The sequence below is a fragment of the Jiangella muralis genome (genome assembly GCF_001270745.1).
Lineage (GTDB): Bacteria > Actinomycetota > Actinomycetes > Jiangellales > Jiangellaceae > Jiangella > Jiangella muralis.
Map to the genome: position 1 here is coordinate 86075 of NZ_KQ434751.1, position 16091 is coordinate 102165.

General features: G+C 73.0%; 16 protein-coding genes. 10 read left to right on the forward strand and 6 right to left on the reverse strand.

The window, feature by feature from the left end; translation table 11 throughout:
* Positions 1 to 26 precede the first annotated feature (26 nt).
* From ACW62_RS00365 to ACW62_RS00395, 7 genes are read left to right on the forward strand one after another with little or no spacing between them, the layout of a single operon-like run.
* The gene (locus ACW62_RS00365; protein WP_053202108.1) at positions 27 to 434 is read left to right on the forward strand and encodes a DUF948 domain-containing protein; all 408 of its coding nucleotides are present in this window, start codon (positions 27 to 29) and stop codon (positions 432 to 434) included.
* On the forward strand, positions 434 to 736 hold the full coding sequence (locus ACW62_RS00370; protein WP_205629044.1) for a DUF6167 family protein: 303 nt from the start codon (positions 434 to 436) through the stop codon (positions 734 to 736). The genes ACW62_RS00365 and ACW62_RS00370 overlap by 1 nt, the downstream gene beginning before the upstream one ends.
* A gap of 2 nt (positions 737 to 738) precedes the next feature.
* On the forward strand, positions 739 to 3414 hold the full coding sequence (gene alaS / locus ACW62_RS00375; RefSeq protein ID WP_053202109.1) for an alanine--tRNA ligase: 2676 nt from the start codon (positions 739 to 741) through the stop codon (positions 3412 to 3414).
* Positions 3414 to 3875 (forward strand): Holliday junction resolvase RuvX, encoded by a 462-nt coding sequence (gene ruvX, locus ACW62_RS00380; RefSeq protein WP_053202110.1) that lies wholly within the window; start codon positions 3414 to 3416, stop codon positions 3873 to 3875. The genes alaS and ruvX overlap by 1 nt, the downstream gene beginning before the upstream one ends.
* Positions 3868 to 5019, forward strand: coding sequence for an endolytic transglycosylase MltG (mltG, locus tag ACW62_RS00385; RefSeq protein ID WP_053202111.1), 1152 nt, complete (start codon positions 3868 to 3870; stop codon positions 5017 to 5019). Before ruvX ends, mltG begins: the two co-directional genes overlap by 8 nt.
* The gene (locus tag ACW62_RS00390) at positions 5013 to 5837 is read left to right on the forward strand and encodes a shikimate dehydrogenase (protein WP_205629045.1); all 825 of its coding nucleotides are present in this window, start codon (positions 5013 to 5015) and stop codon (positions 5835 to 5837) included. Before mltG ends, ACW62_RS00390 begins: the two co-directional genes overlap by 7 nt.
* Positions 5834 to 6571 (forward strand): prepilin peptidase, encoded by a 738-nt coding sequence (locus tag ACW62_RS00395; RefSeq protein ID WP_053202112.1) that lies wholly within the window; start codon positions 5834 to 5836, stop codon positions 6569 to 6571. Before ACW62_RS00390 ends, ACW62_RS00395 begins: the two co-directional genes overlap by 4 nt.
* Positions 6572 to 7395: 824 nt before the next feature.
* Here the strand turns inward: ACW62_RS00395 and ACW62_RS00400 are convergent.
* The 6 genes from ACW62_RS00400 to ACW62_RS00425 all read right to left on the reverse strand — a co-directional run bounded on the left by ACW62_RS00400 (position 7396) and on the right by ACW62_RS00425 (position 12625).
* Positions 7396 to 7875 carry a phosphatase domain-containing protein gene (locus ACW62_RS00400; protein ID WP_053202113.1) on the reverse strand — a complete coding sequence of 160 codons (480 nt, stop codon included), beginning with the start codon at positions 7873 to 7875 and terminating at the stop codon, positions 7396 to 7398.
* On the reverse strand, positions 7872 to 8645 hold the full coding sequence (locus ACW62_RS00405) for a polysaccharide deacetylase family protein (RefSeq protein ID WP_053202114.1): 774 nt from the start codon (positions 8643 to 8645) through the stop codon (positions 7872 to 7874). The genes ACW62_RS00400 and ACW62_RS00405 overlap by 4 nt, the downstream gene beginning before the upstream one ends.
* Before the next feature lie 81 nt (positions 8646 to 8726).
* Entirely contained in the window at positions 8727 to 10394 is a 1668-nt protein-coding gene (locus ACW62_RS00410; RefSeq protein WP_053202115.1) for a substrate-binding domain-containing protein, read from the reverse strand.
* Positions 10395 to 10529: 135 nt separating this feature from the next.
* Positions 10530 to 10727, reverse strand: a complete 198-nt coding sequence (locus ACW62_RS00415) for a DUF1918 domain-containing protein (protein WP_053202116.1) — start codon at positions 10725 to 10727, stop codon at positions 10530 to 10532.
* Between the two features lie 75 nt (positions 10728 to 10802).
* Positions 10803 to 11657: an ABC transporter permease gene (locus ACW62_RS00420; RefSeq protein ID WP_053202117.1), complete on the reverse strand. Its 855-nt coding sequence runs from the start codon at positions 11655 to 11657 to the stop codon at positions 10803 to 10805.
* A complete protein-coding gene (locus tag ACW62_RS00425) occupies positions 11654 to 12625 on the reverse strand; it encodes an ATP-binding cassette domain-containing protein (RefSeq protein WP_053202118.1) in 972 nt (323 codons plus the stop codon). The genes ACW62_RS00420 and ACW62_RS00425 overlap by 4 nt, the downstream gene beginning before the upstream one ends.
* 121 nt (positions 12626 to 12746) lie before the next feature.
* On the opposite strand from ACW62_RS00425, the gene ACW62_RS00430 reads away from it, so the two are divergent.
* From ACW62_RS00430 to ACW62_RS34960, 3 genes are all read left to right on the forward strand, one after another.
* Positions 12747 to 13520, forward strand: coding sequence for a TetR/AcrR family transcriptional regulator (locus ACW62_RS00430; protein ID WP_053202119.1), 774 nt, complete (start codon positions 12747 to 12749; stop codon positions 13518 to 13520).
* A gap of 336 nt (positions 13521 to 13856) precedes the next feature.
* Entirely contained in the window at positions 13857 to 15299 is a 1443-nt protein-coding gene (gene gndA, locus ACW62_RS00435) for an NADP-dependent phosphogluconate dehydrogenase (RefSeq protein WP_053202120.1), read from the forward strand.
* A 2-nt stretch (positions 15300 to 15301) separates the two neighbouring features.
* A partial coding sequence (locus ACW62_RS34960) for a serine/threonine-protein kinase (protein WP_205629046.1) occupies positions 15302 to 16091 on the forward strand: 790 nt, incomplete at its 3' end.

The following is a 16091-nucleotide window of genomic DNA, read 5'->3' on the forward strand; positions in this document are numbered from 1 at the left end:
CCATCCGAAGAGAGGCAGCTCCACCCATGTCCGTAGGCGAAGTCGCCGGGTTGCTGGCCGCCGCTGCCCTGGTGGCGCTGGTCGGTTTCCTCGCCGTGCCGATACTCAAGCTGGGCCGCACCGTCGACGAGTTCACCCTCGTCGTGCGCGACCTGCGCCAGGAGCATGTCGCGAAGACCGCGGTGACGGTCGACGAGACCAACGAGCTGCTCGCCTCCACGAACGCGCAGCTGCAGCGCATCGACGCCATCACGTCGAACGCGCAGACGGTCACCACCAACGTCGCCGCCATGTCGTCGCTGTTCGCGGCCACGCTGGGCGGCCCGCTGGTGCGCACGGCCGCGTTCACCTACGGCGTCCGCCGGGCCATCTCCGCCCGCCGCGACGGCGCGGCCGCCGGCAACGGCCGCCGCCGGCGGTTCGGGAGCCGATGATGGGCAAGTTGTTCTGGATCGCGCTCGGCGCCACCGCCGGGGTGCTGGTGGTCCGCCGGCTCACGAAGGCGGCTGAGAGCCTGACGCCCGAGGGCGCGGCCGACCGCGTCGCCGGCGGGCTGCGCAGCGTCGGCGACGCCGTCCGCGAGTTCACCGACGAGGTTCGCGCCGGCATGGCCGAGCGCGACGCCGAGCTGCGCCACGCGCTGGGCATCGCGCCCGACGGCACCGGCACGCAGGGCGTCGCCGACCCCGACGCCGTCGACGACCTGTTCCACCCGCACTCGAGAGGCACGTTCTGACCATGGAGACCGCCGAGATCCGGCGCCGGTTCCTCGACCATTTCGAGCAGAACGGGCACGCCGTCGTCCCCAGCGCCTCGCTGATCTCGCCCGACCCGTCGCTGCTGTTCACGGTGGCGGGCATGGTGCCGTTCATCCCGTACCTCACCGGGCAGCAGACGCCGCCGTGGCAGCGCGCCACCAGCGTGCAGAAGTGCATCCGCACCGGCGACATCGACGAGGTCGGCAAGACCACGCGGCACGGCACGTTCTTCCAGATGAACGGCAACTTCTCGTTCGGCGACTACTTCAAGGAAGGCGCCATCGGGTACGCCTGGGACCTCATCACGAAGTCCCGGGACGACGGCGGCTACGGCTTCGCCGAGGACCGCGTCTGGGTCACCGTCTTCCACGACGACGACGAGGCGGCCGAGTTGTGGAAGAAGGTCGCCGGCCTGCCCGACGAGCGCATCCAGCGCCGCGGCCTGCTCGACAACTACTGGCACACCGGCCAGCCCGGCCCGGGCGGCCCGTGCAGCGAGATCTACATCGACCGGGGTGCCGAGCACGGCCCCGACGGCGGGCCGGTGGTCGACGAGGACCGCTTCCTGGAGATCTGGAACCTGGTCTTCATGCAGGAGCAGATCACCGACGTCAAGGCGAAGGACGACTTCACCGTCGTCGGCGACCTCCCGTCGAAGAACATCGACACCGGCATGGGCCTCGAGCGCGTCGCGTACCTGCTGCAGGGCGTCGACAACATGTACGAGATCGACCAGGTGCGCCCGACGCTGCAGCGCGCGGCCGACCTCTCCGGCAAGCGCTACGGCGCCGACCACGTCGACGACGTCCGCATGCGGGTTGTCGCCGACCACGTGCGCAGCTCGCTCATGCTGATCGGCGACGGCGTCACGCCGTCGAACGAGGGCCGCGGCTACGTGCTGCGCCGGCTGCTGCGCCGCTCCGTGCGGGCCATGCGGCTGCTCGGCGTCGACGGCACCAGCATTCCCGGGCTGCTGCCGGTCGCGAAGGACTGCATGAAGGCGGCCTACCCGGAGCTGGAGACCGACTTCGACCGCATCTCGTCGGTCGCGTACGCCGAGGAGGAGGCGTTCCGGCGCACGCTGCAGACCGGCACGCAGATCTTCGATCTCGCCGCCGACGAGGCGAAGCGGGCCGGCGAGTTCGCGCTGCCCGGCGACACCGCGTTCAAGCTGCACGACACCTACGGCTTCCCGATCGACCTCACCCTCGAGATGGCGTCCGAGCAGGGGCTGAAGGTCGACGAAGGACACTTCCGCCGGCTGATGACCGAGCAGCGCGAGCGGGCCAGGGCCGACGCCAAGGCGAAGAAGACCGGCGGGGCCGACACCAGCGCGTACCGCGAGCTGCGCGACGCCGGCCCGACGCCGTTCACCGGCTACCAGGAGCTCGAGACCGACAGCAAGGTCCGCGGGCTGCTGCTGGACGGCGTCGCCGTCCCCGGCGCCAGCGAGGGCGAGACGCTCGAAGTCGTGCTGGAGCGCACGCCGTTCTACGCCGAGTCCGGCGGCCAGGACAGCGACGCCGGTGTCATCACCGGCGACGGCTTCGAGCTGGAGGTGCTCGACGTCCAGCGGCCGGTCAAGGGCCTCGTCGTGCACCGGGTGAAGGTGCTCAAGGGCGAGGTCATCAGCGGCCAGGACGTCCACGCCAAGGTCGACCAGGAGTGGCGGGTCGGCGCCTGCCAGGCGCACTCCGGCACGCACATCGTCCACGCGGCGCTGCGCCAGGTGCTCGGCCCGCAGGCGCTGCAGAGCGGGTCGTACAACAAGCCCGGCTACCTGCGGCTCGACTTCGCGTGGGGGCAGGCGCTGGGCGCGCAGACCCGTAGCGAGGTCGAGGAGGTCGCCAACCTCGCGGTCCGCCGCGACCACTCCGTCTCGGCCACGTACATGCCGCTGGAGCGGGCCCGCGAGCTCGGCGCGCTGGCGCTGTTCGGCGAGACGTACGACGAGGAGGTGCGCGTCGTCGAGATGGGCGGTGCGTGGTCGCGTGAGCTGTGCGGTGGCACGCACGTGGCGCACTCGTCGCAGGTCGGGCTGATCACGCTGACGGGGGAGAGCTCGGTCGGCGCGGGCTCACGCCGGGTCGAGGCGTTCGTCGGCATCGAGGGTTTCCGGTACCTGGCGAAGGAGCGCACGCTGGTCAGCCAGCTGGCCGACCTCCTCAAGGTGCAGCCCGACCAGCTGCCCGACCGGGTCGAGCGGCTCGTCGCGCAGGTCCGCGACGCGGAGAAGGAACTGGCGAAGGCCCGGTCGTCGCAGCTGGGCGAGCGCGCGGGCGAGCTGGCCGCGTCCGCCCGCGACGTCTACGGCGTGTCGCTCGTGGCGCACGCGGCGCCCGACGGCACGGCCGCCGACGAGTTGCGCTCGCTGGCGCTGGACGTCCGCGGCCGGCTCGGCGCCGAGCGGCCCGTGGTGGTCGCGGTGGCCGGTGTCGGCGACAGTGGGCGGCCCAGCGTCGTCGTCGCCGTCAACGAGCCCGGCCGCGAGTGGGGCGTCAAGGCCGGCGCGTTGGTGCGCGTGGCGGCGCAGGCGCTCGGCGGGGGCGGTGGCGGCAAGGACGACGTCGCACAGGGCGGCGGTACCGATGCCGGCAAGGTCGGTGAGGCGTTGATGCAGGTGGAGCACGCCATCGGCCAAGCCGTGACGAACTAGTGCGGCGCGGCGTCAGACTGGGGGTTGATGTCGGGACGGTCCGTATCGGGGTCGCCTCGTGTGATCGCGACGGGCTGATCGCCACGCCGGTCGAGACGGTCCGCCGCGGGAAGGGTGACCTGCGGCGGCTCCGCGATCTGGCGCACGAGTACGACGCGATCGAGATCGTGCTCGGATTACCGCGTAGTCTCGATGGGAAGGAGCACGCGGCGGCCGAGCACGCTAGGGCCTTTGGTGCCGATTTGGCCCGATATGTGGCACCATGCCCGGTGCGGCTGGTCGACGAACGGCTGAGCACGACCGTCGCCGCGCGCGGGATGCGAGCCAGCGGTGTCTCGTCGCGTGCTGGACGTGCGGCGGTCGACCAGGCCGCGGCGATGGTGATCCTGCAAGATGCGCTGGACGCCGAACGTGCGACCGGCGGGCCGCCTGGAGAGGTGCTGACGGTATCGGATGAGTGACCTGTTCACGTCGGAGGAGGAGATCGTCCGCCCCCGGCGGCAGCGGCGCCGCAGGCGCAAACGCAGCCGGTTCGGTTCGTTCGTGGCGGTGCTGGCCTCACTGACCGTCATCGGCGCGGTCCTGGGCGGCATCTACTACGGCGGCAGCGCGGTGCTCAACAGCGTCGACGGCCTGTTCGGTGATCCCGAGGACTTCCCGGGCCCGGGCACCGGCGAGGTCCCGGTCACCATCCAGGACGGCGCGACGCTGCGGGCCATGGGCGCCACGCTGGTCGACGCCGGTGTCGTCGCCAGCCAAGACGCGTTCATCGCCGCCGCCGACGACAACCCCGAATCCCGTGGCATCCAGCCCGGCAACTACGTGCTGCGCAGCGAGATGACCGCCGCCGACGCCGTCGCCGCACTGGTCGCGGGGGAGGGCGGCGAACGGGTCTCGCTGCCCGAGGGCCTGCGCGTCCGCCAGACCGTGGACCGGCTGGCCGAGACGTCCGGGTTCACCGCCGAGGAGCTGCAGGCCGCCGTCGACGCCGCGACGCTGCCCGACTACGCCGAGGGTGAGGCCGAGGGCTTCCTCTACCCGGCCTCCTACGACCTCGGCGGCGAGGTGACGCCCGAGTCGCTGGTCGCCGGCATGGTGGCCCGGTTCGAGCAGACCGCCACCGACGTCGACCTCGTCAACCGCGCCGAAGCGCTCGGCTACACGCCGCGCGAGATCGTCACCGTCGCCAGCATCGTGCAGCGCGAGGTGCGCCGCGAGGAGGACATGCCCCGGGTCGCCGAGGTCGTCTACAACCGGCTCACCGGCGCGTGCGCCGCCAACGGAGTGCCGGCGGAGCGGCTGCAGATGGACTCCACCGTCCACTACGCCTTCGACGACTACTCGACCGTGTACACGTCGCCGGAGCAGCGGCAGAGCGAATCGCCGTACAACACGTACCTGGTGTCCGGCCTGCCGCCCGGCCCGATCGCCTCGCCCGGCGACGCGGCGCTGGCGGCCGCGCTCAACCCGTCCAGCGACGGCAGCTGCTACTTCGTCGCCGTCAACCTGGAGACCGGCGAGACCGCGTTCGCCGTCACCGCGGCGGACCACGACGCGAACATCGCCCGGCTGGACGAGTACTGCGCGGAGAGCGACCTGTGCTGAACCGTTGCGCGGTGCTCGGCTCGCCGATCGCGCACTCGTTGTCGCCGGTGATCCATCGCGCCGCGTACCGGCAGCTCGGGCTGGACTGGGAGTACACCGCGCATGAGGTCGGCGAGGACGAACTCGCCGGGTTCCTCGCCGGCCTCGGCCCGGAATGGCGCGGCCTTTCCTTGACGATGCCGCTCAAGCGGGTGGCCCTCAAGCTGGCCGCGACCGCGTCCGACGTCGCGGCGACGGTGGGCGCGGCGAACACGCTGATCCGCCGCGCCGACGGCGGCTGGGACGCCGACAACACCGACGTGCCGGGCGTGGTGGCGACGCTGCGCGAGGCCGGCGCCGGGCTGGCGGTGGCCGCGCCGGTGTGCCTGTGGGGCGGCGGCGCGACGGCGGCGAGCGTGCTGGCGGCGCTGGCGTTCCTGGAAAGCGGTCCGGTGCACGTGCACGTCCGGTCGGCGGCCCGTGCGGAGGCGGCGCTGGCCGTGGCGGCCGCGCTGGGCCACCCGGCCGAGCCCGCCCCCTGGGCCGTCCTGCCCGCCTGCGCCGACGCCGGTGTCACGGTGTCCACGGCGCCGTCCGGTGCGCTCGACCAGCTCGCGCCAGCCCTCGTCGCGAGCGGAGCCGGGGGCAGGGTGCTGTTCGACGTCGTGTACGACCCGTGGCCGACGCCGGTGGCGACGGCGTGGCAGTCGGCCGGCGGCGTGGTCGCCAGCGGCCTGGACCTGCTCGTCCACCAGGCGACCGGCCAAGTGCGCCTGATGACCGGCGCCGACGTCCCGGTGGACGCGCTGCGGTCGGCGGCGATCGGCGCCCGGGCGTGACCCTCGCGCTGGTCCTGGCAGCCGCCGGCCTGTTCGCCGGCGCCCTGTTGCCGCGTCTGATCGCCCGTATCCCGGACCGCCCGCAGGTGACCGTCCCGGCCACCGAACCGGCGCCCGCGGAGACCGTCGCCCCGGAGCTGATCGAGGGCGGCCACCCGCCGACCCCGGTCCCCTACCGGGAGCTGGCCGCCGCGCCCCGGCTGGCGGCCTGGCTGGCCGTGGCGACGGCGGCGGTGTGGGGACTGCTGACGATCGCCCGCGACGGCGCGGCGAACGCGCCCGAGGACCTGCCGGCCTACCTCGCGGTGGGGCTGATCGGCGTCGCCCTGGCGTACGTGGACCTGCGCACGCAGCTGCTGCCCGACTGGCTGACCCTGACGGCGTTCGGCGCGGCCGGCGCGTGGCTGACGGTCGCCGCCGCCCTCACCGGCGACTGGAGCGCCTACGGACGCGCCTGGGCGGCGGCCGCCGCGTGCCTGGCCTTCTACCTGCTGCTGGCGCTGCTCCGCCCGGCCGACCTCGGGCTCGGCGACGTGAAGCTGTCGGCGTCGCTGGGGCTGCTGCTGGGGTGGGTGGGCTGGCCGGCGGTCGCGTCGGGGGTGTTCCTGGCGTTCGTGGCCGGCGGGCTGATCGGGATCGCGCTGCTGGCGGCGGGGCGGGCGGGCCGGCGGACGAGCCTGCCGTTCGGCCCGCCGATGCTGCTCGGCGCGCTGGCGGCGCTGCTCCTCGCCTGACTGGACCCAACGGGACAGTCCACCTGATCGGGTGGACGGTTCGCCGTCGTGCGGCGGTTTGCCGGCATGGCCACGTGGGCCGTCCCCCTGCTGCCCATGGTCTCAGCCGCGCCCGTGCGCCTCAAGCGGACTTGTGGGGCGCTTCGCGCGGGCGAAGGTCCGCTTGACCCGCACGCGCGCGGCCAAGTACGGGCAGTTATCAGGGGGACGGGGGAAGTGCGGGCAGAGCCCGCCCGGTGCGCCGTGATCATCAACCGGTGGCGACGTCATGATGTCGCTGACCGTTGATGATCAGGTCGATTCGCCCGAGTGCACCGTTCGCCGGGCTGGCTGCTCCTGGCCGCTGCGCACACAGTGCGCCGTTGGGTCGGACGACGTTCGCTGTTGAGGACGACGGGGTGGGTCGTGGTCTGGTGTGACGTCCTGGTCTGTGGTCGCGTTTTCTGGCGGTTTCGGGGCTGGTGGCGTGACGGGGGACCAGGACGTGACACCAGACCAGGACGCCAACGACGCAAGGTCCCGCGAACGGCACACACGGCCCGGGCTGTGCCCGGTTCTCCCCCGTCCCCCTGATAGGTGCCCGTTCTTGGCCGCGGGACCGCGGGTCAAGCGGACACCCGCCGCGCGAAGCGCCCATCCGGGTCCGCTTGAGGCGCGGTCACGTGGCTGAGAAAATGGGCGCCAGGGGGACGACCAACGTGGCGGCCTCCGGCGAACCGTCGCAGGGCGGCGAACGCGGCAGACCCGGGCGCACGGTCGGCCAGCCAACGCGACGCCCGCTCACAGCTCGGTTCGAGTGTCGGAGTTTCGGAGACCAAGCGAGGTTACGTGCGGCCGTCGGTCTCCTGGGCGCCGAACAGCGTCGGGTCCGAGCGGCCCCACTCGGCCTCGTAGACGGTGAACCCGGCGGCCCGGGCAGCCGAGCAGACGGCGGCATCGTCGTCGACCAGCATGGCGACCTCGCGGTGTGCCGCCAGCCGCCGCAGCACGCCGACCTTGAACTGGCGGGCCGGGCGGCGGTCGTCGTCGGGCCGGAGCATGATGGTGCCGGCCGGTGCGCCGTGCGCGGCCAGCCACGCCCGGGTGACGCCGCGGGTGCGCTCGGGCCGGCCGCTGAGGTAGACGACCTCGTGCTCGTTCGCCAGCAGCGTCACCAGCTCGATGCCCTCGGCGTACGGCGTGTCGTCGCCCATCGCGCCGAAGAAGCCGGCCCAGTCCTTCGGCCGCCGCTTCAGATGGTGCAGCCGGTGCTGGACGTCGGCGAGGACGCCGTCGATGTCGACGACGGCGACGGGGCGGGTCATGGGTCTCCAGGCAGGACGTAGCGGTAGCCGGCGGCGTCGAGGCCGGTCAGGATCTGGTCGAGGGCCGCGACCGTCTGTGACCGGTCGCCGCCGCCGTCGTGCAGCAGTATGACCGACCCGGGCTCGACCTGGCCGAGGACGTCCTGCACGATCGACGCCGAGCCGGGGCGCGACCAGTCGCGCGGGTCGACGGTCCAGTCCAGCGGCTCCAGCTCGTCGTCGTCGAGGACGGCCCTGACCTGCGGCTGCACGTACGTGCCCGGCTGGCGGAACCAGCGCACCTCGGTGTCGCCGCCGACGGCGGCGTCGAGGGCCTCGTCGGTCTCGCCGATCTGCCGCTCGATCTGCTCGCGGGTTCGCCCGGACAACTGCTCGTCGTGGCTGTCGGTGTGGTTGCACAGCGCGTGGCCGGCGTCGACGACCTGGCGGACGACCTCGGGGTGCTCGCGGGCGCGCTGGCCGACCATGCAGAAGACGGCGATGGCGTCGTGCTCCTCGAGCAGCTTCAGCACCTGCTGCGTGTACACCGGGTGCGGGCCGTCGTCGAAGGTGAGCGTGACGGTGTTGGCCTCGGTGCTGCCGCCCGTGTCGGGATTCGTCTCACCGCCACCGGACCCGCCACCGGACCCGGAGTCGGGGGTGGCGGACGGCGACTCCGACGCGCTCGCCGACGGCTCGTTCTGCCCGACGCCGGCGTTCTCGGCCGCGCCCGCGATGAGCCCCAGGACGATGCCGAGGATGATGGTGGCGGGCCACGACAGGTTGTTCATCGCTGCCACCTCCCTCGGGCGCTCGTCGACCCAAGATCATAGGGTTCGCCGCCGCCGAAACCGGACAGGCGCGCCACGCGGTCAGCAGTTGGGGCGGCACTGCCGTTCGATCATGGCCTGGATGAACACGCTCTGGATGTCGCTGGGATCCTCGGCGTGATAGGCCGTCGTGCCGGTGGCGGCGGAGATCTGCTGCAACGCGTCCATGTCGGCCTCGGGGCCCATGCCGATGGTGATGATCGGCACCGGCTCGGCCGGGTCGAACTGGGCGGTGAGCTGGGTGAGCAGCGTCTCGAGGTCGATGCCGTCGGGGTCGTCCTCGTTGCGGCCGTCGGTGAGCAGCACGACCGAGTTCACCATGCCGGCCTCGTAGCTGCTCCGCACCGACTGGAACGCGGCCAGGGCGGTGTCGTAGAGCCCGGTGCCGCCGTCGGCCCGTGACGGCAGCGACTGCGCCGCGACGACCAGCGCCTCCTGCCGGGTGCTGCCGTTGAGCAGCCGCTCGTTCATCGGCCCGACGTCGACCAGCTCGACGTAGTCGTTCGGCGGGTCCTGCTCGATCGAGAACGCCCACAGCCCGACGGAGGCGTCCGGCGGGAACAGCTGCAACGCCGCCAGGGCGGCGTCGCGGGTCAGCTCGATGCGGGTGGCGCCGCCGTTGACCTGCTCGTTCATCGACCCGGACACGTCGATGACGGCGAGCATCCGCATGTCCAGCGCGAGCGCCGCCCACTGCCGGGACAGCTCGGTGATCACCTCCGGGTCGGGCGCGGGCAGCAGCTCGGGCAGCGCCGCGCGGATGCCGTCGACGATGCCCGCGTCGGCGGCCGCGGTGCCGTCGGGGCTGCGGAAGCCGGCCCGGCGGAGCGTCTCCTGCGCCTCGGCCGTCTCGAGGTGGGTGACGAACGCGGCGGCGGCCGAGCGCGCGGCGGAGTCGTCGTCGGCGCCGGTGACCGCGAACGCCGGGTAGTCGAACCCGAACGTGCCCTCGGCGGGGTAGAGGGCGGTGAGCCGCGGGCCGGAGGCGTCGCGGTTGTACGCGACGACGGACTGCTCGGTCGCGGTGATCGCGGTCGGCCCCCCTGCCGTGGCGGCGAACGCGGCCTCGACGGTGGGCACGGCGGCCTGCGAGACGCTCGTCATGATCTCGACCAGCTGGTCGCGCTCGAGTTGGTCGCCCAGCGCGGTGCGGACGGCGACCAGGCTGGCCAGGCCCTCGTCCGTGGCGCCGGGGTCGGCGATGACGGCGGACGCGTCGCCCTGCACGAGCGCGGCCCACGAGATCTGCCCGTCGTCGTCGGCGACCGCCGCGGCCGCCTCCTGCGGCATCGCCACGACCAGCGGCGACAGCGCGATGTTGGCCAGCGGCTCGATCAGTCCTTCGTCGACGGGCGGGCCGAACGCGCGTGTCTTCGGGATCCACAGGTCCGGCGCCTCGGCGCCGCCGAACGTGGGCACGGCCGCCGCGGCGGTGGTGGCCTCGATGCCGATCTCGACGCACCGGTCGCCCTGACGCGGCTCGGTGCCGGCGTAGCCGCGGGCGAGTTCGGTGAGCACCGGCACGAGGGTCGGGTCGGCGGCCACGGTGACCGGCAGCGTCGCGTCGCACTCGCCGTCAGCGCGGTCCAGGATGGACACCACGCCGAGCCCGGCCGCGCCGATCAGCGCGACCGCCATGACGGACAGGCCGAGCCGGCGCGGCCAGGGCGACGGCGCGGCGGTTCGGTGCGAGGCGTGGCGTCCTGGCATGAATGGCGGCTCCGGGCGGGGTCGTGGGACAGCAGACTAACCGGGAGCAATAGGACTCTGGTAATGACGAGTCGCTTGTGCCGCTCATGACCCACGTGGTCACGGGCGGATGCCGCCGAATGGGCCGGGTCGTGGTCAGTCGGCCGCCGGCTCCGTCGGCACGACGTGTGCGTCAGTGCCCGGATAGACCAGGCACTGCGCGCCGTCTGACCAGCGGACCAGGAACGGCGGGCCACCGTCGGGTCCGTGGGTTTCCAGCACCTCGCCCTCGCGGCGCCCGGACCCGACCTTCGTTCCCTCGACCACCAGATGATCGCCGTCGTGTGCGCGCACGGTTCTCGGCCTCCCTCCAGCGGAGCCGGACGGTCTTCCTCCAGCGTCCTCCGACCGGCCGCCGACGGCAACCGGTCAGCGGCTCAGGTTCTGGTAGCGCCGGATGGACAGTGGCACGAAGATCGCGAGGATCAGCAGCGGCCAGGCGACGGCCAGCAGCAGGCTGTGCTGCGCGGCCCACGAGTCGCCGCCGAAGCCGGGGTTGCCGAACAGCTCGCGCGACGCGGCCACCGTCGAGGAGAGCGGGTTCCACTCCGACACCGCGCCCATCCAGCCGGGCATCAGCTCCGGCGCGACGAATACGTTGGACAGCGCGGTCAGCGGGAACGCGGCCGGGAAGACGATGACGCCGACGGTGTCCGGGTTGGGCACGACGAGGCCGAGGTAGATGCCGATCCAGGTGATCGCGAACCGCAGCAGCAGGATCAGCCCGACGGCGATCAGCGCGTCGCCGATGCCGTTGCGCCACTGCCAGCCGACCAGCAGCCCGCACACCACCAGGGTCGTCATCTCCAGGAGGGCACGGACGATGTCGGCGCCGCTGCGCCCGACGACCAGCGCCGAGCGGGCCATCGGCATGGACCGGAACCGGTCGACGACGCCGCGGTCGACGTCGAAGGCGATGCCCGTGGCGGTGGCGCCCAGCCCGTACAGCATGGTCATCGCGAACACGCCGGGCAGCAGGAACTCGCGGTAGTCGCCGCCGCCGGGCAGTGCCATGCCGCTGCCGAACACGTAGCCGAAGACCAGCACGAACATGATCGGCAGGGTGAAGTAGATGACGACCTCTTCGGGCGCCCGGACGACGTGCGCGAGGTTGCGCTTCGTCATCACCCAGCCGTCGGCCAGGGCCCAGCGCAGCCGGGCCAGCGGGGTGCGGGCCGGCGGGGGAGCGACGAGGGTCGGCGGTTGCTGCAGCGCGATGCTCATGCGGCGGTCTCCTCGGTTGCGGTGGCCTGGTGGCCGGTGAGGTGCAGGAAGGCTTCGTCGAGGGTGGGACGGCGCAGGCCGATGTCCTCGGCGGCGACGCCGGCGGCCTGGAGCTCGCGGACGGCGTCGGTGAGCGCGGCCATACGATCGGCCACCGGGGCGCTGACCCGCCGGGTGTCGGCGTCCAGCTCCGGCTCGGCGGTCCCGATGCGGGCGACGACGGCGGCGGCGGCGCCCAGCTGCTCGGCGTCGCGGACGACGACCTCGATGCGGTCGCCCCCGATGCGCGCCTTCAGCTCGTCGGCGGTGCCCTCGGCGACGACGCGGCCGGTGTCGATGACGGAGATGCGGCCGGCCAACTGGTCGGCCTCCTCCAGGTACTGCGTGGTCAGCAGCACGGTCGTGCCGCCGGCGACCAGCGAGCGGACCGCGTCCCAGACGTCGTTGCGGCTGCGCGGGTCGAGGCCGGTCGTGGGCTCGTCGAGGAACAGCACCTCGGGGGCCAGGATGAGACTGGCCGCGAGATCGAGCCGGCGCCGCATGCCGCCGGAGTACGTCCGGCCAGAGCGGTCGGCGGCGTCGGTGAGCGCGAACTGCTCGAGCAACTCGTCCGCCCGCCGCTTCGCCTGCCGCGGGCTCAGGTGGTAGAGCCGGCCGAACATCACCAGGTTCTGCCGCCCGGACAGCGTCTCGTCGACCGCGGCGTACTGGCCGGTCAGGCCGATGCGGCGGCGCACCTCGTCGGCCTCGGCGACGACGTCGTGCCCCGCGACCCGGGCGCTGCCCTCGTCGAAGCTGAGCAGCGTCGACAGAATGCGGACGGCGGTGGTCTTGCCGGCGCCGTTGGGGCCGAGCAGCCCGTGCACGACCCCGCGCTCGACCGTCAGGTCCAGCCCGTCCAGTGCGTAGCTCTGGCCGTATCGCTTGCGCAGCCCCTGTGCGGCGATCGCCGCGTCGTTCGTGGTCACTTCCACCCTCCCGGCAAACTGTTTACGTCGTATAGCAAGTAGTTTATGATGTACACAGTGTTTATGTTGTACACAGTTCTAGGATGGGCGTCAAGCGAGTTCGCACCTTCGAAGGGGGAGCATGGCCATCGACCAGCGTCAGGCCGATCCGAATCGCACGCTCGAGCTGCTGTGGGACGTCCAGGCGGCGCCGACGCGGGGACCCAAGCCCGCGCTGTCGCTGCGGCAGATCGTCGACACCGGCATCGCGATCGCCGACGCCGAAGGGGTGGCGGCGGTCTCCATGCGGCGGGTGGCCGACGAGCTCGGTTACACGACGATGTCGCTGTACCGGTACGTGCCCAGCAAGACCGACCTGCTCGAGCTCATGGTCGAGCACGCCTCGCGGACCGCCGATCCGCCGGCGGGGCTCACCGGCTGGCGCGAGCAGCTGCGCTGGTGGGCCAACGAGATCGTCGAGGTCTACCGGCGCCGGCGCTGGGCCCTGGACGTCCCGCTGAACGCGCCGCCGATGGGGCCGAACCAGATCCGCCGCATGGAACAGGCGCTGCGTGCGATGGACGGGACCGGCCTCAGCGGGGGGGAGATGCTCGGCATCCTGGTCGTGCTCAGCGGCTACGTGCGCGGGCACGCGCAGCTCGCGAGCACCCTGGCCGACGTCGAGGCCCGCACCGGCACGCCGCAGGCGGCCTGGGACCAGGCGTACGGCCGCATGCTGACGACGTTCGTGAACCCGGCCGAGCACCCGACGCTGGCGCGCATCGTCGCCGAGGAGGGCTTCGAGGGTTACGCCGAGCCGGACGACGAGTGGCTGGGCGACGACTTCGCGTTCGGCCTCGACCTGGTCCTCGATGGCATCGCCCGCTACATCGAGCGCCGCGTGTCACCCGAGTGACGTCGCCACTGTCACCCGAGTGCCAGTCACCCGGTCGCCGCACCTGCAGCGAGCCCTGATGGCGTCCGCGACTACGTGGCCGCCGCGGAGCGTGCGGTGATGCCGGCACGGGTGTTGACGCTGCTGCCAACCATTGGCGCTGGTGTCACCACCCCGTGCAGGGAGCGCCGACACTCGGGAGGCGGCCGCGGCCACGTCGGACCGGACGCCGAAGGGTGAGCGGCGCGTGGCTCCTCACCCGGGTGGCGTTCTGACCGGTCGAGGCAGGCTCGGCATACTGGTGCCGGCGGCGGCCGCCGTCAGACCCCCCGGCAGGCGCGACAGGAGCAGGCACTGATGGCTGGAACGGCACAGATCGGCGTCACCGGGCTCGCGGTCATGGGCCGCAACCTCGCGCGCAACTTCGCCCGGCACGGGTACACCGTCGCGCTGCACAACCGCACGGCGAGCCGCACCCGCGACCTCGTCGAGCGGTTCGGCGACGAGGGCACGTTCGTCCCGGCCGAGACCGCCGCGGAGTTCGTCGCCGCGCTGGAGCGGCCGCGCCGGCTGGTCGTCATGGTGAAGGCGGGCGCCCCGACCGACGCCGTCATCGACGAGTTCGCGCCGCTGCTCGAGCCCGGCGACATGATCATCGACGGCGGCAACGCGCACTTCGCCGACACCCGGCGACGCGAGGCGGCGCTGCGCGAGCGCGGGCTGCACTTCGTCGGCACCGGCATCTCCGGCGGCGAGGAGGGCGCGCTGAACGGGCCGAGCATCATGCCCGGCGGATCGGCCGAGTCGTACGCGTCACTCGGCCCCATGCTGGAGAACATCTCCGCGAAGGCCGCCGACGGATCGCCGTGCTGCACGCACATCGGGGCCGACGGCGCCGGGCACTTCGTCAAGATGGTGCACAACGGCATCGAGTACGCCGACATGCAGCTCATCGCCGAGGCGTACGACCTGCTCCGGCACGCCGCCGGGTACGAGCCGGCCCGCATCGCCGAGGTGTTCCGCGGCTGGAACGCCGGCCGCCTCGACTCCTACCTGATCGAGATCACCGCCGAGGTGCTCGCCCACGTCGACGCCGCCACCGGGAAGCCGTTCGTCGACGTCGTCCTCGACCAGGCCGAGCAGAAGGGCACCGGACGCTGGACGGTGCAGATCGCGCTCGACCTCGGCGTCCCGGTCAGTGGCATCGCCGAAGCGGTGTTCGCCCGGTCGCTGTCCGGGCACGCCGATCTCCGCGCCGTCGGCCGCGGGCTGGCCGGGCCGGCCCCGTCGCCGCTGCCCGCCGACCAGGCCGCGGCGTTCGCCGCGCAGGTCGAGGAGGCGCTGTACGCGTCGAAGCTGGTGTCGTACACGCAGGGCTTCCACCAGCTGCAGGCGGCAGGTGCGGAGTACTCGTGGACGCTGGACCTCGGCGCCATCGCCGGTATCTGGCGCGGCGGCTGCATCATCCGGGCGGCGTTCCTCGACCGCATCACCGCGGCGTACGCGAAGGATCCGGCGCTGCCCAGCCTGCTCGCCGACGAGGGGTTCGCGGCCGAGCTGGGCGCGGCGCAGGACGCGTGGCGGACGGTGGTCGCCACGGCGACGCGCCTCGGCATCCCGGCGCCCGGTTTCGCGACCGCGCTGGCCTACTACGACGCGCTGCGGGCGCCGCGGCTGCCGGCGGCGCTGACCCAGGGCCAGCGCGACTTCTTCGGCGCCCACACCTACCACCGCGTCGACCGCGACGGCGTCTTCCACACGCCGTGGTCGGACGACCGCGTGGAGGAGCAGCAGAGCTGACCATGAGTGAGGTGTTCGCGGGTCGCTACGAACTGGTCGACGTGCTCGGCCGCGGCGGCATGGGTGACGTGTGGCGGGTCTGGGACCTGCGCGAACACGTCTTCCGGGCGGCGAAGCTGCAGCGCCAGTCCGACGGCGCGGCGCTGCTGCGCTTCGTCCGCGAGTCCTCCACCCGGGTCGACCACCCGCACGTCCTCACCCCGTCCAGCTGGTGGGCCGACGACGGCCGTGTGCTGTTCGTGATGCCGATCGTCGCCGGCGGGTCGGTCGCGGTGCTGCTGGCCGACCACGGCGCGCTGGGGGACTGGTGGACGGCGACGCTCGGCGGCCAGCTGCTGGCCGGGCTGGCCGCGGTGCACGAGGCGGGCCTGGTGCACCGCGACGTCAAACCGTCCAACCTGCTGCTCGAGCCGACCGGCGTCGGCGCGCCCGTACTGCGGCTGTCCGACTTCGGCATCGCCGCCCGGCTGGACGAGCCGCGGCTGACCAGCGCGGCGGAGGTCGTGCACACGCCCGGCTACTCGGCGCCCGAGGTCCGGCGCGGCGCCGATCCGGATCCGCGGCAGGACCTCTACGCCGCCGGGGTCGTGCTGATCGAACTGCGCACCGGCCGGCGCCCGGGGGAGTCGGGCGCGCCGGTGCCGGACGGGCCGCTGGCGGGGGTGATCGGCCGGCTGGTCGCCGCCGATCCGGACGACCGGTTCGCCTCGGCCGCTGAGGCGCTCGCCGCGCTGCGGGCCGTCCCGATCCCGCCGCCCCCGCCGTCGGCCGAGCCGGTGGAGGGGTTCGAGC

Excerpts from the sequence above, each read along its gene's own strand:
- ACW62_RS00365 (WP_053202108.1), top strand. The coding sequence starts at position 27 with ATGTCCGTAGGCGAAGTCGCCGGGTTGCTGGCCGCCGCTGCCCTGGTG.
- ACW62_RS00370 (WP_205629044.1), top strand. The coding sequence starts at position 434 with ATGGGCAAGTTGTTCTGGATCGCGCTCGGCGCCACCGCCGGGGTGCTG.
- alaS (WP_053202109.1), top strand. The coding sequence starts at position 739 with ATGGAGACCGCCGAGATCCGGCGCCGGTTCCTCGACCATTTCGAGCAG.
- mltG (WP_053202111.1), top strand. The coding sequence starts at position 3,868 with ATGAGTGACCTGTTCACGTCGGAGGAGGAGATCGTCCGCCCCCGGCGG.
- ACW62_RS00400 (WP_053202113.1), bottom strand. The coding sequence starts at position 7,875 with ATGACCCGCCCCGTCGCCGTCGTCGACATCGACGGCGTCCTCGCCGAC.
- ACW62_RS00405 (WP_053202114.1), bottom strand. The coding sequence starts at position 8,645 with ATGAACAACCTGTCGTGGCCCGCCACCATCATCCTCGGCATCGTCCTG.
- ACW62_RS00410 (WP_053202115.1), bottom strand. The coding sequence starts at position 10,394 with ATGCCAGGACGCCACGCCTCGCACCGAACCGCCGCGCCGTCGCCCTGG.
- ACW62_RS00420 (WP_053202117.1), bottom strand. The coding sequence starts at position 11,657 with ATGAGCATCGCGCTGCAGCAACCGCCGACCCTCGTCGCTCCCCCGCCG.
- ACW62_RS00430 (WP_053202119.1), top strand. The coding sequence starts at position 12,747 with ATGGCCATCGACCAGCGTCAGGCCGATCCGAATCGCACGCTCGAGCTG.
- gndA (WP_053202120.1), top strand. The coding sequence starts at position 13,857 with ATGGCTGGAACGGCACAGATCGGCGTCACCGGGCTCGCGGTCATGGGC.